Origin of the sequence: Streptomyces qaidamensis (assembly GCF_001611795.1) — a bacterium.
Lineage (GTDB): Bacteria > Actinomycetota > Actinomycetes > Streptomycetales > Streptomycetaceae > Streptomyces > Streptomyces qaidamensis.
This window is the reverse complement of record NZ_CP015098.1, coordinates 717295-731462: the sequence shown is the minus strand read 5'-3', so window position 1 is coordinate 731462 and position 14168 is coordinate 717295. Positions and strand designations below refer to the sequence as shown.

Here is a 14168-nt window from a genome sequence, read left to right as displayed (position 1 = left end):
CTGGAAGAACAGTGAACGGACGGGCGGCGGGGAGATCCCTGGAGGTGCCATGACTGGTGCGGACGGGCGTCGGCCGATCGTGGTGGGCGTCGACCCGGACCCTTCGAAGCGGTTGGTCCTCGCCTGGGCCACCGACGAGGCGGACCGACGTCACCTGCCGCTGCGGCTCGTCCACGCCCAGGGTGTGCCGACCGGCGGATACCGGTCGGGCGAGGCGCGGCCGTCCTGGGAGGAGTGGAACCGGGCGCTGCACGGGCTGGGTGAGCAGGTGCTCAAGGAGGCGGTCGCCTTTGTCGAGTCCCGGCGTCCGGCGGTGGAGGTGTCGACGCTGCTGGCGGAAGGAGAGCCGGCGTGGGTCCTGCGCGAGGAGGCTCGGGGCGCCGCCCTGGTCGTGGTGGGCTCCTGGCACCTGAGCAGGCGGCGCGAGATGTTCTCCGCCGCCTCTGTGGTGCTCCCGCTCACCGCCCACGCTCCCTGCCCGGTCGCGGTCGTGCCGGAGCCGGAGCACGTCACCCAGCAGCCTGCGTACTTCGTGGTCGGCGTCGACGGCAGCCCGCATTCGGCCGCGGCGGTGGATGTGGCGTTCGAGGAGGCGGCCCTGCGCGGAGCGTTCCTGCGGGCCCTGTACGTGTGGCATCCGCCGCTCCTCGGTGTCCTCGATGAGGAAGCCGCGGTGCGGGAGTGCCGCCGGGTGCTCTCGGAGACGGTCGCGGGCCGCACCGCGTTGCATCCGGACGTGGAGCTGCACCACGAGGTTGTCCGCGGACACCCGGTGCGGGTCCTGACGGAGTCCTCGGAACACGCCCTGGGTCTGGTCGTGGGAACCAGGGGACACGGAGGGTTCACCGGCATGTTGCTGGGCTCGGTGAGCCAGGGAGTGCTGCACCACGCCCGCTGCCCCGTCATCACGGTCCCGGCGTGAGGCAGCTAACGGCCCGGGACCTGTCTCCTGGACGGCTCTGTCCTTGCCGGTCGGACCGTCACACGATGAGAGAGCGCCGCCGGACATGAGCGGCGAACAGGCGAGCACGGACCCGCTGGTACCGGATCTCCCCGCCGGTGAGGTCCTCACCGCGCTGGGCACCTCACGACGCGGCCTGCCGACGGCTCAGGCACGGGCCCGGCTGGAGAAGTACGGGTCCAACGAACTGCCGCGCGCCGGCCCTCGCGCCGTGTGGCGGCAGTTGGGTGCGCAGTTCACGGATCTCTTCGCGGTGGTGCTGATCGTCGCCTCGGGGATCACCTTCCTGGCGTACGGGCTGGAGGAGCCGCGTGACATCGGCACCTTTCAGCTTGCGGTGGCGATCCTGGGCGTCGTGGTCGTGAACGCCGCCATCGGCTTCGCCCAGGAGTACTCGGCCGAGCGAACGGCTCAGGCCCTGGAGGCGATGGTGCCCCACACCTGCCGGGTGCTGCGCGGCGGCGAACGGCTGGAGCTGCCCGCCCGGGAGCTGGTGCCGGGCGACGTGGTGGTGCTGGAGGCCGGGGACGCCGTGTCGGCGGACTGCCGGGTGGTGGAAGCGCACGAGCTGGCCGTGAACAACGCGCCGCTGACCGGGGAGAGCAACGCCGTCGGCCGCACGGCCGACCCGGTGGCCGCCGGACCGCCGTTGGAAGCCCGCAACTGTGTGTTCATGGGGACCGACGTCGTCGCCGGATCCGGGCGGGGCGTGGTCTTCGCCACCGGCGAGGCGACCGAGTTCGGAAGGATCTACCGGCTGGCCGCGGCCGCGCCGCGGCAGAAGACCCCGCTGCAGCTACAGGTGGCTTCGATGGCGCGGCGGGTGGCGGGGGCGGCCCTGGCGATCGGTGCCCTGATGTTCGCCGTGCGACTGCCCACCGGCGAATCCGCGGTGGCCCTGTTCGTGTTCGCACTGGGGGTGATGGTGGCGCTGGTGCCGGAAGGCCTGCCCGCGACGCTGTCGGTGTCGCTGGCGATCGGCGTACGGCGGATGGCACGCCGCCACGCCCTGATCAAACAGCTGCTGGCAGTGGAGGCGCTCGGGTCGACCACGGTCGTCTGCACCGACAAGACCGGGACGCTCACCCAGGCGGAGATGACCGTCACACAAGTGTGGGCGGGAGGTGCGCCGCACCCGGTGAGCGGTGTGGGGTACGAGCCGAGCGGCGCGGTCGCCGACGCCGCGCCGGTGCGCGAGCTGCTGCGGGTGGCGGGCCTGTGCTGCAACGCCCGGCTTGTTCCACCAGCGGGCCTCCGGGAGCACTGGCGGGTGCTCGGCGACACCACGGAGGGAGCGCTGCTCGTCGTCGCGGCCAAGGCCGGTCTGGATCTGGGCGCGGAGGAGGCGGCGGCGCCGCGGGTGACGGAGTTCCCCTTCGACTCGGACCGCAAGCTGATGACCACGGTGCACAAGACCGGCGCCGGCTACCAGGCGTGCGTCAAGGGAGCGCCCGGAGAGCTGCTGGCGCGGTGCACCGAGGTGGTGTGGGACGGGCGGCATGGGCTGCTGACTGGGGCGGACCGGGCGGCGGTCGCCGCGGCGGGTGACGCGCTGGCGTCGCAGGGGCTGCGGGTGCTGGCCGTCGCGTGGCGGGAGCTGGACGGGCCCCGCCCGATGCAGGAGGAGGCGGAGTCGGCGCTGACGCTGCTGGGACTGGTCGGCATGCTGGACCCGCCGCGTCCGGAGGTCACCGACGCGGTCGCCGTCTGCCGCCGGGCCGGCATCCGGATCGTCATGGTCACCGGCGACCACCCGCTGACCGGGGAGGCCGTGGCCCGCCGGGTCGGGCTCGTACGGCGGCCGGACCCGCTCGTGGTGACGGGCGCCCGGCTCGACGCGATGGACGACGAAGCGCTCGACTCACTTCTGGCCGAACCGTCCGAGCTGCTGCTGTGCCGGGTCAGCCCCGAGCACAAGATGCGCGTGGTCACCGCCTTCCAGCGGCGGGGCGAGGTCGTGGCGGTCACCGGGGACGGCGCGAACGACGCACCAGCACTCAAGCACGCCGACATCGGCGTGGCGATGGGAGCGTCCGGGACCGATGTCGCCCGGGAAGCTGCCTCGATGGTGCTGCTGGACGACTCGTTCGCGTCCATCGCAGCGGCGGTGCGGCTCGGCAGGTCCGTCTACCAGAACATCCGCAAGTTCCTGATCTACGTCTTCAGCAGCAACATCGGCGAGCTCGGCCCGATTCTGGCGGCGACGTTCGCCGGATTTCCGCTGGTGCCTATCAGCGCGGTGCAGATCCTTGCGATCGATCTGGGCTCGGACGTGATGCCCGCCCTGGCGCTGGGTGCGGAACGGCCTGAGCCGGATGTGATGGACCGCCCGCCGCGCTCCCGGCGCGAGCGGCTGTTCTCGGCAGCGGTGGTGGGGCGCATCCTGTTCCTCGGCGGCATCCAGGCGCTCGGCGTGTGCGCCGTGTTCTTCTGGCACATCCATTCCTCCGGCATCCCGTTCGACGACTTCACCGAGGACCACCCCGTCTACCGGGAGGCCGTGACGCTGGCCCAGGGCGGGATCGTGCTCAGCCAGTTCTTCGTCTCCCTCGCGGTGCGCACAGAGCGTCAGAGCATTCTGAAAACAGGTCTGCTGTCCAATCCGGCCCTGCTGGCGGCAGGCGGCTTCGGTGTCGCCGTCATGGTCGCGATCAGCTATCTGCCGCTGCTGCAGGCCGTCTTCAACACCGCCCCGCTCGACGCCGCCGACTGGGCGGTCCTGGCCGGGCTCGGCACCCTGCCCCTGCTCGCGGACGAAGGCCGCAAGGTGTGGTTGCGCCGACGCGCCGCCCGCCCGAAAGGAGGCTCACGGTGAAGGTGATCGTCGTCGGCTGCGGACGGGTGGGCTCGACCCTCGCCGGTCTGCTCGCCACCGAAGGGCATGACGTGCGGGTCGTCGACCGGCGTCCCAAGGCGGCCCGGCGGCTGCCCGACAGCCCCCACATCCGCTTCCACGAGGGCAACGGCTACAGCCGGGCCGTGCTCCAGGCGGCCGGGATCGAGCACACGGACGCCTTCGTCGCCGTGACCTCCGGGGACAACAGCAACATCGTCTGCGCACGGACGGCGAAGGAGACTTACCGGGTGCCGATCGTCGTCGCCCGCATCTACGATCCCCGGCGTGCCGACATCTACCGCGAACTCGGCATCCCCAGCATCGCCAGCGTCCGCTGGACCGTGCACCAGATCCACCAGATGCTGCTGCACCGCCACCTGGGCCCCGAGCTCACTTTCGGCAATGGAGAGACCCTGCTCATCCGCTCCGAGGTGCCGGCCTATCTCATCGGGCGGCGGCTGACCGAATTCGACGTCGACGGCGAGATCCGCGTCGTCGAGGTCACCCGCGCGGGCCGTTCCCTGATCCCCGCGCACAGCGCGTCCGCGCAGGAGGGCGACCTGGTCACCTTCGCCGTCGCCGCCACCGCGCTCGGCAGGCTGCGCGGCTTTCTCGACAAGGAGCTGGGAACGTGAACGTCCTCATCGCCGGCGCGGGACGGCTGGGAACCCAGATCGCCCAGGTACTCTCCGCGGCACGCAACGAGATCACGCTGATCGACATCGACGACGACCGCATGGCCGAACTGGAAGGCCGCCTCCCGGGAGTGCGGCTGGTCACCGGAGACGCGTGCGAACCGGCCCTCCTGGAAGACTCCGGTGCCCTGGCCGCCGACCTTGTCATCGCCACCACCGGTGACGACGAGGACAACCTCGTCATCAGCCTGCTTGCCAAACGCCAGTTCTCGGTGGCTCGCGTGGCCGCCCGGGTCAACGACGCCGACAACGCCTGGCTGTTCGACGCGCGATGGGGTGTCGACGTCGCCGTACCCGCCGCCACCCCGCTGATCTCTCTCATCGAGGAGGCCACCGGGGCCACCGACACGGTCGCCCTGCTGCGGCTCAGCAAAGCCGGCGTCGACGTCATCGAAACGGCCATCACCCCGCAGTCCAGGGCGGTGGGCCGCACTCTGGGCGAGGTCCGGCTGCCCGAGGGAACCGTTGTCGCCACGATCGTCCGCGGCGGCCAGCCCACCGTGCCGGACCCGGCGATCCGACTGCATGCCGGGGACGAACTCCTCCTCGTCTCGCACTCCGCGACCGAGCAGGAGATCCACGCGGCGTTCCAGTGAGTCGGGCCCGGACCAGGAGTATCCGGGGCACGGTCACACCTCGGTGTTCGGAGCGACCCAGCGCCCGCTGCCCAGGCACCGAACTCCGTGACCGGCGTCCTCAGTGACGCTCTACCGCTCCCCGCACCACAGCCACCGGGCAGTGCGCGTGGTGCAGCAGGGCCTGGCTGACCGACCCCAGGAGCAGCCCGGCGAAACCACCGCGCCCCCGGGCACCGACCACCATCAGTTGAGCGGACCGACTCGCCTCGATCAACGACTCGCGCGTCCCGCCGTGCACCACCTTGTGTTCCACCGGCACACCCGGATAGCGCTCCTGATGGCCGGCGAGCGCCTCGGACAGCAGCCGCTCCTCCCCTTCGGCCAGCGCTCCGGGCGGGTTCGCGTACGGCATCGACGGGTCCTGCGGTGCGGGCATCGGCGCGTTCCAGGTGGTCCAGGTGTGCAGCGCCACCAACGGCGCATCGCGCAGGGCCGCCTCGGCGAAGGCGAAATCAACGGCCTTCTGCCCCGCGGCCGAGCCGTCGACGCCCAGCACGATCGGACCGTCGGCGTGCGGCTGCTCGCGTACCACCAGGACCGGACACGAACCGTGGGCCGCCAGATGTACCGCCGTCGAGCCCACCAGCAGTCCGACGAACCCGCCCATGCCCCGGGACCCGACCACCACCAGCTCGGCGGCACGGGACTGTGCCTCCAGAACCGTCAATGGCTCGGCGGTGACCACGACGTGACTGGTATCGACGTCCGGCGCCACCGCGCGCGCTCGCTCGACCGCCTCCGTCACCAGGCGATCGACCATGTTCCGCAGCCCGCCTTCCGGCGGCCCCAGCGGCGACGGCTCCAAGGGCACGTGCGCCGCGGGCCAGACGAACGCATGCACCACCCGCAGCCCGGCCCCCCGCAACCGGGCCTCCCGTGCTGCCACCTCCACCGCGGCGAGACTCGACGCCGAACCATCCACGCCCACGACCACGAGACCACTCACCATGCCTCCCTCAGACAAAACCGTTGCCTCTCACCCTCAGGTTCACCCGGGCCGCGCCCCGCCGCCTCGGGACCGAGCGGAGCAGTGAGGCGTGGAGCGGTCACTGTCCGGCAGCCCATCGCCGCCGGACGCTGTCCTCATGCTCGGTCTGTTCCAGGGCCAGATCGGCCCGGTCGAGCGCTTCCCGCAGGCGGGGTATCCAGTGGCGACGCAGGGCACGGGCCCGGTGCCGGGTGCTGACGACCTCCGCGCCCACGAGCTCGGCGGCGGCGTGTGCGGCCGCGTACTCGGCGGCGGCACGCACGGCACGGCCGTAGGCCGCCTCGGAGTGCACGAGGGCCGTATTGGTGGGAGCGGCGGCGGTCGGCGAACGGGCAGGTACGGACACGGCGACCGCCGCCGGATGGCTTACCCCCATGGAGACGGTCCACTGAACCGTGACATCGGTGGGGCAGATGCCCGCGGCGGCCGAATCCAGGGACTGTTCCCCGCCCAGGAGCAGTCCCCGCAGCAGCCAGCTCTCGGCCTCGGCCAGCAGATCCCGCCAGGCGCTGGCGGCTGCCTCCTGCGCGCGGAGCAGCCGCTGGTGCTCGGAGCGGAGGATGCGGAGTTTCTGCTCCAGCAGATCGGCTCCGCGCTCCGCGACGTCGAGGCTGTGCCGCAGCCGGAGTCGTCCCGCGCGACCGGGCGGCGTACGGCGGGCGCCGGTCATGGGGATGCCTCCGTGTCCGGGGCGTCCTTCGCGCCGTGGGCGTCGAGGAGGTGGGCGGGGAGCATGGAGAGTTGGCTGCGAGGCAGGGTGAGCAGGGCCCGCCAGCCGCGTTCCAGCGACGTGTCGAGGTCCCGCGGTTCGTCACTGCGCTGGTCGGCGAAGTCCCGCAGGAACGCCTCCTCGAAGGCCAGGTATCTGCGGTCGGTGGGGCTCAGCGCCGCCTGACCGACCAGGTCCGCGAGATCGCGAACCTGCCGGGCCCGGGCCAGAGCGGCCAGCAACTGGGCAGCGACATCGAGATGGTCGTCGCGGGTACGGCCCGGGCCCGCGCCCTTGCGCATCAGCCGGGAGAGAGAGGACAGGGCGTCGAGTGGCGGGTACACGCCGCGCGCCTGAGTCTCGGATGAGAGCACGATCTGGCCCTCGGTGATGTAGCCGGTCAGGTCCGGCACGGGGTGGGTGATGTCACCCGCGGGCATGGTGAGCACCGGCAGCACGGTGACCGAGCCAGGACGGCCCCTGACACGTCCGCAGCGTTCGTACAGGGAGGCCAGGTCGCTGTAGAGGTAGCCGGGGTAGGCGCGGCGGGCGGGGATCTCCCCGCGGGCGGCGGAGACCTCGCGCAGGGCCTCGGCGTACGTCGTCATGTCGGTCATCACGACGAGGACGTGCCGTCCCCCGGTGAAGGCGAGGTGCTCGGCGACGGTGAGCGCGATCCGCGGGGTGAGGAGCCGTTCGATCACCGGGTCGTCGGCCGTGTTGAGCAGCAGGACCAGCTCTCCCGCGGCGGACCGCTCCTCCAGGGCGGCGCGTACGAAGGAGGCGTCGGCGTGGGTGAGACCCATTCCCGCGAAGACGACGCTGAACGCCTCACCGGCGGCGGTGGACTGGGCGGCGATCTGGGCGGCCAGTTCCAGATGCGGCAGCCCGGCCACGGAGAACACCGGCAGCTTCTGCCCGCGTACCAGCGTGGTCAGCGCGTCGACGGCCCCGACCCCGGTGAGCACCGCCTCGGACGGCGGCTCGCGCCGCACCGGGTTGATGGGGGCGCCGCCCACGTCGGCGTCGTGGGAGCCGAGAACGGGCGGGCCACCGTCCAGGGGCGCTCCCCGGCCGTTGCAGACGCGGCCCAGCCAGTCCGTCCCGACCGGGACGCGCAGGGGACTGCCCGAGAAGGCCGCCCGGACACCCTCCGGGTCCATGCCCGCCGTGCCCTCCAGCACCTGCAGGACCGCCAGGTCGCGGTCGGCGTCCAGGACGATGCCGTGGCGCCGTTCGCCGGAGGCGAGGGTGACGCGTACGTACTCGTCCCAGCCGACCCCCGAGACGCCCTCGACGATCACGATCGGCCCCCTGAGCTCGCGCACCGTCGTGTACTCGATCCCGCCGGACAGACTCATGACCGCACCTCGTCCAGCCTGGAGAGCATGGCGTCCCGGCACGCAGCCACCCCGGCGCTGTCGTGCGGGCCGCTGTCCTCCCTGGCGCGCAGCAGCGGACCGAAGTCGATCTCCTCGACCTTGGCGGCCGGGACGCCGGAGTCCACCAGATCGTGGCAGCGGCCGGCGACCGCGAGGACGGCGTCGGCCAGCGCGGCCGTCTTCTCCGGCCCGCAGTACGCGTCCTGCTCCGACAGCGCGCTCTGCTGCAGAACACCCTCGCGGACCAGCCTCCCCGCCAGCACGCTGACGCGCTCCCGCGCGGGCAGGGCGGCGATGCCGATCAGGTCCACCAGATCGGCCAGCCGGTCGGCCTCCGCCAGTACCGCTCCCACCCGTTCGCGGCGCCGGGCCCACTCCGGATCGCCGTCCAACCGGTGTCCGGCGGCCAGAACCGGGACGTCGCGAGAGAAGGACCCGGCCCAGGAAACCGCCGGGTAGTGGCGGGCGTAGGCGAGATCGCGGTCGAGGGTCCACAGGCAGCGGACGAAGCGTTCGGTGTGCGCGGTCACCGGTTCCGTCATGTCGCCGCCCGGCGGGGACACCGCGCCGATCACGGTCACCGAGCCCCGTTCGCCGCCGAGAGTGGTCACGGCGGCGGCCCGTTCGTAGAAGGCCGCGATGGCGGAGGCCAGCCCGGCCGGGTACCCCTCCTCGGCGGGCAGCGCGCCGGTACGTGAGGCGAACTCGCGCAGCGCCTCGGCCCACCGGGAGGTCGAGTCGGCGATGACCACCACGTCGAGGCCCATGTCCCGGAAGTACTCCGCGACCGTCACCCCCGTGTGGACGCTCGCCTCACGGGCCATCATCGGCATGTTGGAGGTGTTGGCGATCGTCACGGTGCGGTCCGCGAGGCGTCCGCCCGTGCGCGGATCCTGGAGCTCCGACAGCTCCGTGATGACATCGGCCATCTCGTTGCCGCGCTCCCCGCAGCCGACGTAGACGATGACGTCCGCGTCGCACCACTTGGCGATCTGCTGCAGCAGGACGGTCTTGCCGGTGCCGAAGCCACCGGGCACCGCCGCCGTGCTGCCCCGGGCCACGGGGAAGAGCTGGTCGATCACCCGCTGGCCGGTAGTGAGGGCCTCGTGGCTGTCGACCCGCTCCCGCACCGGGCGCGGCCGACGCACCGGCCACAGAGCGCCGGCCGTCACCTCGGTGTCGCCCACCACGGCCACCACCGCGTCGCGCGCACGCTCCGCCGCGACGCTGACCTCCGCGACCGTTCCCCGGCAGCCGGACGGCACGAGCACCTTCACCGGCACCGGCCCCGCGCCGCGGATCGTCCCGAGCGACTGCCCCTCGGCCACGTGCTCGCCCCGCGCCACCACTGGAGAGAAGAACCAGGTGCGTTCCTCGGCCGCGGCCCCCTGCGCGCCGGGCAACAGCCAGTCGTCGGCCCCGGACAGGGGGCGCAGCAAGCCGTCGAAGATCCCGCCGAGCAGCTCCGGCCCGAGGCGCACCGACAACGGACGGCCCTGGGGCACCGCGGTCTGCCCCGGGGCGAGGCCGCCGGTGTACTCGTACGCCTGGACGGTGACCACGTCACCGCTGATGGCCACAACCTCGCCGGGCAGCCCGGCGGGACCGAGCGAGACCAGGTCGTACATGGCGATGCCGCCCGTGTACCCCATCTCCACCAGCGGTCCTGTGACGCGCAGGATCCGGGAGGCCGGCTGCCGGTCGGTCGGTCGTCGACGTCTCTCAGCGGCTTCCGTCACGGCTCCCACAGGCTCCGCACCTCCGCTCCCATGCGGTCCAGTGCGCGGTCGGCCAGCGCGGTCAGCGAGAGGTCGACCCGCCTTCCCGGCGCCCGGGCCACCACGCCCCCGTCGGGGTGCTCGCTCACCTCGGCGCAGGGACCGAGGAGGACACGGGCCCGGTGCTCCAGTCGTTCCCGCACGGACGCGTGGCCGTCGGCCCGGCGCAGGTCCCCGGCCCGTTCGGCGACCTCGCGGCGCAGTCCGTCGTACGCCTCCCGGCGGGCGGCGAGCGTGCGGGACCTGGCCTCGCGCCTGGCCCTGACGAGGAGGTCGCGGGCTGCGTCCGCGCCGTCGGCCTCGCCCTGGCGCCGGGCCTCGTCGAGGATCGCCCGGGCCTCGGCGCGGGCCTGGTCCAGCAAGGCGACGGCCTCTCGCTCGGTGCGGGCCAGGAGCGCTTCCGCGTCGGCGTGAGCGGCCCGCAGCAGCCCCGCCCGGACCGGGTCGAGCGCGTCCGTCGTCTGGTCGGTGGCCGGGGTCGTCATGGCGGCATCACGGCGGTCAGCGGGCGGCTGCCTGCGGGCACCGGAGGGTGCGGCTCAAGCGCTTCGGCCGCGGCAGGGGTGAGGATCACCAGGTCGATGCCGTCCGGCAGGCCGCGCCAGACCCGGCGTACGGCTTCGGCGTCCTCCGCGACGAGGACGGCTGCTCCGGCCAGGGCCAGACCGGCCACACGGGCCCGCTCTCCGATGGCGGCGACGCGTCCCATGGTCATGCCTTCCCGATGAGGATGACCGCGACGACCAGCCCGTAGATGGCGATGCCCTCGGCCAGGCCGACGATGACCATCGCCCGGCCGAAGAGTTCCGGCCGCTCGCTGAGGGCCGCCAGGGCCGCCGCACCGGTGTAGGCGACGGCGATACCCGCCCCGATCGTCGCCCCGGCCACCGCGATCGCGGCGCCGATCAGGGCGGCGGATCCGGAGCCCGAGTCCTGTGCGACCGTGGTCGCGGCCTGCGCGGAACCGCCGCCGAGCGCCAGGGTCATCACCACGGTGGCGGCCACCAGCAGCACGGCGTCGGCGGCGACCATCCACCACAGGGCCGCCCTGCGCGAGCGCCGCAGCACAAGGCGCACGGCGACGAATCCAGCGACAATGACGGGCAGGGCCAGGAACCAGGTGATCACGACTTCTCCTCCCTCGCCGGGCCTTGGCGGACGGCCCCCGCCGCTGTGGGCGGCCCGGCGGCAGTGGCTGAACCCGGGCCGTGCTCCACGGGCAGGTGCCAGGGCCTGAAAGGGCGGCCCTCACCCTCGAAGAGCCGGGAGAACAGCTCGTAGAACTCCAACCGGAGTGCCTGGACTCCCGCCACCAGCGCCTCCAGACAGAAGGCCAGGGCATTGCCGAGCAGGAAGACGAGCACCGCCGCGACGACGGCCACCGGGCCCCGGCCCGCCAGAGCCGTCGTACCGTCCCAGACGATCGCGCCGAGCGCCGCATGCGTCAGGCCGAAGGCCGCGAGCCGCGCGAAGGACACGACGTTGGAGCCGATCCGGACCACCGCGTCGAAGAGCTGGATGCCGGTCTGCACGGCGCCGCCCGGGCCGCCCGCCGTGGTCGCGAAAAGCCCCACGCCGGCCAGGGCCAGGCCGACAGCCGCGATCACGGCCCCCACGACGCCGTACAGCGCCAGGCCGAGCCAGACGCACCCGGCGACGATGGCGAGGCCGAGGTAGAGCGCCGCCCCGGCGATCCCGGTCGTCGCGTACAGGGCCGCTGACGGCCCGCCCTCCCGCCAGCGGTTGACGATCCCCGCCGCATAGGCGATGGCCAGCAGCACGGCTCCGAGCCCGACGGCGACGGCCAGCAGCCGCATGGGCTCCTCCAGTGGCTCCAGCCACAGCACCGGCAGCACCCCGGTCGGGCCGAAGAACTCGCCGTACGCCACCCCGGCCAGGGTGGCGGTCAGCCCGGCCCCGGCGACGAAGGGCCACAGCGGACGCAGCGCCGCAACTCGGCGCGGCCGTCCCGCACGGAGCAGGAGCGCGACGGCGACCAACAGCAGCCCGTGCCCGGCGTCGCCGAACATCAGGCCGAACATCACCACGTAGACGATCCCGGCCGCCATCGTCGGGTCGAGGTCGGCATAGGGCACGGTGCCGTACGTCGTGACCAGGGGTGTGAAGGAGCGCCGTACGGTCGTCGCCGCAGGCCCCGGAGGCACCGCGTCCGCTCCGGTCAGCAAGGTCGGCGGGTCGACACCACGCGGGGCCCGCAGCGGCACCAGCGCGCCCCCGGCACCGGCGATGCGCGCCGCCGTGGCGCCCACCTCCGCCTCGGGACACCAGCCGGCCAGTGCCGCGACCGCTCCGTGCCGGACCGCGCTGCCGAGCCGTTCCTCCAACTCCGCCTCACCCGCCAACAGGTCCGTGCGGCCCTCGCGCTCCAGGGCATCCAGGTCGGGAGGAGCCTCGCCGAGAGCGGGATGGGCCGGCTCGGCGCGCAGCTGCGTCAGGCGCGTCGCGGCCGGTCCACGGATGTCGGGCCCGCCATCCCCGGCCAGGTCGATCTCCACACAGCCCGCCTCGGCGATCCGCACCAGGCTCTCCCGCAGCGCCTTCTCGGGGGCCACGATGGCCACCCTGCGCATGCGGACCGGGATCGCGGTCTCAGCCCGGAGCATCGAGCACCTCCGCCGGCCAGTCCCCGGGGCCGCCGCCCCGGGCGGCCAGTTCCAGCGCGCCGCGAGTTCGCCAGGCGTCGGCGGACAGCACGGCCACGGCCCCCACCACCGGCTGGGGGCCGAAGTGGGACCGGCGCAGCAGTTCCCTGCCGTCCTGCTCGACCGCCTTCCACCACCACGCCTCGGCCCGCCACAGGTCAGCCGCTTCGTCGACGCCCTCCAGCAGCCACCTCGCGGTGGCCGGCAGCGCCTGCCGGAAGTCGACGTACGATCCCGCGCTCACCGCCCGCGGGCCGAGCAGACGGGCCGACCGGCGGGCGGAAACGTCCGGCATCCGGCGGCCGACGACGAACACCTCGCGGGCGAACAGCAGGGCGAGCCGGGCCGCCGCCCACCGCGCCGCGTCGGGAACGGCGGTGGCCAGCCGTAGGGCTGCGGAGACCCGCATACCGGTGGCGACCGAGGCCGAGGACTCGCCCCCGGGGTCGCCCCAGACGGAGGCCGCCAGTGCGTTGCGCAGCTCCGACGGCGTACGGGCGCGGGCGAGCCGCGTCCAGGCGGTCGCCAGCGCGCCCAGACGGTAGGGCGGTACATGGGGGCCTGGGGTGCCTCGCGCACGAGGGTCGGCCGCGAGGGCCCTCACATGGTGTTCGGCGTTGGAGATCTCGAATCCCGCCGCGAGTGCCCGGATGGCGTCCGCGCCGGTGGCCGGTTGCCAGCCGGCGAGGACCCGCAGATGCCACAGCAGTGTCGCCGAGACCGCCCTCTGGGCTTCGGCCGGCGTGGCACCGGCGGTGGCGTGCCGGTAGGGGGTGGCCGCCAGGTAGCGCAAGGCGTCATCGAGGGTGGGGGACGCGGCCACCTCCCTGATGCCCTCGCCCCCGAGGCACCTGGTCCGCAGGGCGCGTGCCCGAGTCACACCGGCCACCCATCCGGCGCTCATCAGGGACCACCCTTCCGGGCCCGCCACTGGCCGGGCGACCGGTGTCCCTTGACTGACGGGGGAGATGGCTGCTCCGTCGCGATGTCCTCCCGCACCAGCGCCACCACTCGTCCGGAGAGCTCTGGCGTCCGGCTCCTGGCACGGTCGCGTACGGCGGCGGCCTCGCGTTCTGCTTCGGCGCGCAGCGCCGCCGACTCGGCCTCGGCGGCCCGCAGCACCTCCTCGGCAGTGCGCGCCCTTACCCGGTCGGCCTCCTCACGGGCCTCGGCCACGATCTGCTCGGCCTGCCCTTGTGCTTCCCGCCGGTGTGACGCGGCGGCTGCCTCAGCCCGGGCGCGTACGGCCCGTGCTTCCTCCTCCGCCTGTCCGAGCAGCGCCAGGGGCGGTGACAGCTCCGCATTCAGTTCGGCGGAACGGTCCGCGGGGACACCACCCGGTGCGGCCCGGCCGGGCGATGCCACCGGCCGGAACCGTGCCAGAAAGTCCCGGAAACCCGTCACGAACTTTCCTCCACTGGGTCCAGACCCCACTTCCAGTCTCCTTGCCAGGCGCCGGCGTGTCGCGCCGCGCCGGGCCGCCTGTCCGACAGGAGCGGCCGTTCGGCCCGGAGGCCG

14 protein-coding genes are annotated in these 14168 nt (G+C 73.3%); 4 read left to right on the top strand and 10 right to left on the bottom strand.

Annotated features, from left to right (window positions below; translation table 11 throughout):
* Window positions 1-49 precede the first annotated feature (49 nt).
* The 4 genes from A4E84_RS03225 to A4E84_RS03210 all read left to right on the top strand — a co-directional run bounded on the left by A4E84_RS03225 (window position 50) and on the right by A4E84_RS03210 (window position 5088).
* Complete coding sequence (locus tag A4E84_RS03225) at window positions 50-922, top strand: universal stress protein (RefSeq protein WP_062925078.1); 873 nt, start codon at window positions 50-52, stop codon at window positions 920-922.
* Window positions 923-1007: 85 nt separating this feature from the next.
* Entirely contained in the window at window positions 1008-3776 is a 2769-nt protein-coding gene (locus tag A4E84_RS03220) for a cation-translocating P-type ATPase (RefSeq protein WP_079128838.1), read from the top strand.
* Window positions 3773-4432, top strand: a complete 660-nt coding sequence (locus A4E84_RS03215; protein WP_062925077.1) for a potassium channel family protein — start codon at window positions 3773-3775, stop codon at window positions 4430-4432. The genes A4E84_RS03220 and A4E84_RS03215 overlap by 4 nt, the downstream gene beginning before the upstream one ends.
* Window positions 4429-5088, top strand: a complete 660-nt coding sequence (locus tag A4E84_RS03210) for a potassium channel family protein (RefSeq protein ID WP_062925076.1) — start codon at window positions 4429-4431, stop codon at window positions 5086-5088. Before A4E84_RS03215 ends, A4E84_RS03210 begins: the two co-directional genes overlap by 4 nt.
* Window positions 5089-5188: 100 nt before the next feature.
* On the opposite strand, the gene A4E84_RS03205 is transcribed toward A4E84_RS03210, so the two are convergent.
* From A4E84_RS03205 to A4E84_RS03160, 10 genes are all read right to left on the bottom strand, one after another.
* Entirely contained in the window at window positions 5189-6076 is an 888-nt protein-coding gene (locus tag A4E84_RS03205) for a universal stress protein (RefSeq protein WP_062931268.1), read from the bottom strand.
* A 100-nt stretch (window positions 6077-6176) separates the two neighbouring features.
* Window positions 6177-6788, bottom strand: a complete 612-nt coding sequence (locus A4E84_RS03200) for a V-type ATP synthase subunit D (RefSeq protein WP_174569401.1) — start codon at window positions 6786-6788, stop codon at window positions 6177-6179.
* The gene (locus A4E84_RS03195) at window positions 6785-8188 is read right to left on the bottom strand and encodes a V-type ATP synthase subunit B (protein ID WP_062925075.1); all 1404 of its coding nucleotides are present in this window, start codon (window positions 8186-8188) and stop codon (window positions 6785-6787) included. Before A4E84_RS03195 ends, A4E84_RS03200 begins: the two co-directional genes overlap by 4 nt.
* Window positions 8185-9948, bottom strand: a complete 1764-nt coding sequence (locus A4E84_RS03190; RefSeq protein ID WP_062931266.1) for a V-type ATP synthase subunit A — start codon at window positions 9946-9948, stop codon at window positions 8185-8187. The genes A4E84_RS03195 and A4E84_RS03190 overlap by 4 nt, the downstream gene beginning before the upstream one ends.
* Complete coding sequence (locus tag A4E84_RS43680; protein WP_062925074.1) at window positions 9945-10472, bottom strand: V-type ATP synthase subunit E; 528 nt, start codon at window positions 10470-10472, stop codon at window positions 9945-9947. Before A4E84_RS43680 ends, A4E84_RS03190 begins: the two co-directional genes overlap by 4 nt.
* Entirely contained in the window at window positions 10469-10702 is a 234-nt protein-coding gene (locus tag A4E84_RS03180) for a hypothetical protein (RefSeq protein WP_062925073.1), read from the bottom strand. The genes A4E84_RS43680 and A4E84_RS03180 overlap by 4 nt, the downstream gene beginning before the upstream one ends.
* Complete coding sequence (locus tag A4E84_RS03175; protein ID WP_062925072.1) at window positions 10699-11115, bottom strand: ATP synthase subunit C; 417 nt, start codon at window positions 11113-11115, stop codon at window positions 10699-10701. Before A4E84_RS03175 ends, A4E84_RS03180 begins: the two co-directional genes overlap by 4 nt.
* Entirely contained in the window at window positions 11112-12611 is a 1500-nt protein-coding gene (locus A4E84_RS03170) for a V-type ATPase 116kDa subunit family protein (RefSeq protein ID WP_237304798.1), read from the bottom strand. Before A4E84_RS03170 ends, A4E84_RS03175 begins: the two co-directional genes overlap by 4 nt.
* A complete protein-coding gene (locus A4E84_RS03165) occupies window positions 12598-13554 on the bottom strand; it encodes a V-type ATPase subunit (RefSeq protein WP_062925071.1) in 957 nt (318 codons plus the stop codon). The genes A4E84_RS03170 and A4E84_RS03165 overlap by 14 nt, the downstream gene beginning before the upstream one ends.
* Window positions 13554-14054, bottom strand: coding sequence for a hypothetical protein (locus A4E84_RS03160; protein WP_062925070.1), 501 nt, complete (start codon window positions 14052-14054; stop codon window positions 13554-13556). The genes A4E84_RS03165 and A4E84_RS03160 overlap by 1 nt, the downstream gene beginning before the upstream one ends.
* Between the last annotated feature and the right edge of the window lie 114 nt (window positions 14055-14168).

Excerpts from the sequence above, each read along its gene's own strand:
- A4E84_RS03225 (WP_062925078.1), top strand. The coding sequence starts at position 50 with ATGACTGGTGCGGACGGGCGTCGGCCGATCGTGGTGGGCGTCGACCCG.
- A4E84_RS03220 (WP_079128838.1), top strand. The coding sequence starts at position 1,008 with ATGAGCGGCGAACAGGCGAGCACGGACCCGCTGGTACCGGATCTCCCC.
- A4E84_RS03200 (WP_174569401.1), bottom strand. The coding sequence starts at position 6,788 with ATGACCGGCGCCCGCCGTACGCCGCCCGGTCGCGCGGGACGACTCCGG.
- A4E84_RS03195 (WP_062925075.1), bottom strand. The coding sequence starts at position 8,188 with ATGAGTCTGTCCGGCGGGATCGAGTACACGACGGTGCGCGAGCTCAGG.
- A4E84_RS43680 (WP_062925074.1), bottom strand. The coding sequence starts at position 10,472 with ATGACGACCCCGGCCACCGACCAGACGACGGACGCGCTCGACCCGGTC.
- A4E84_RS03180 (WP_062925073.1), bottom strand. The coding sequence starts at position 10,702 with ATGACCATGGGACGCGTCGCCGCCATCGGAGAGCGGGCCCGTGTGGCC.
- A4E84_RS03170 (WP_237304798.1), bottom strand. The coding sequence starts at position 12,611 with ATGCTCCGGGCTGAGACCGCGATCCCGGTCCGCATGCGCAGGGTGGCC.
- A4E84_RS03165 (WP_062925071.1), bottom strand. The coding sequence starts at position 13,554 with ATGAGCGCCGGATGGGTGGCCGGTGTGACTCGGGCACGCGCCCTGCGG.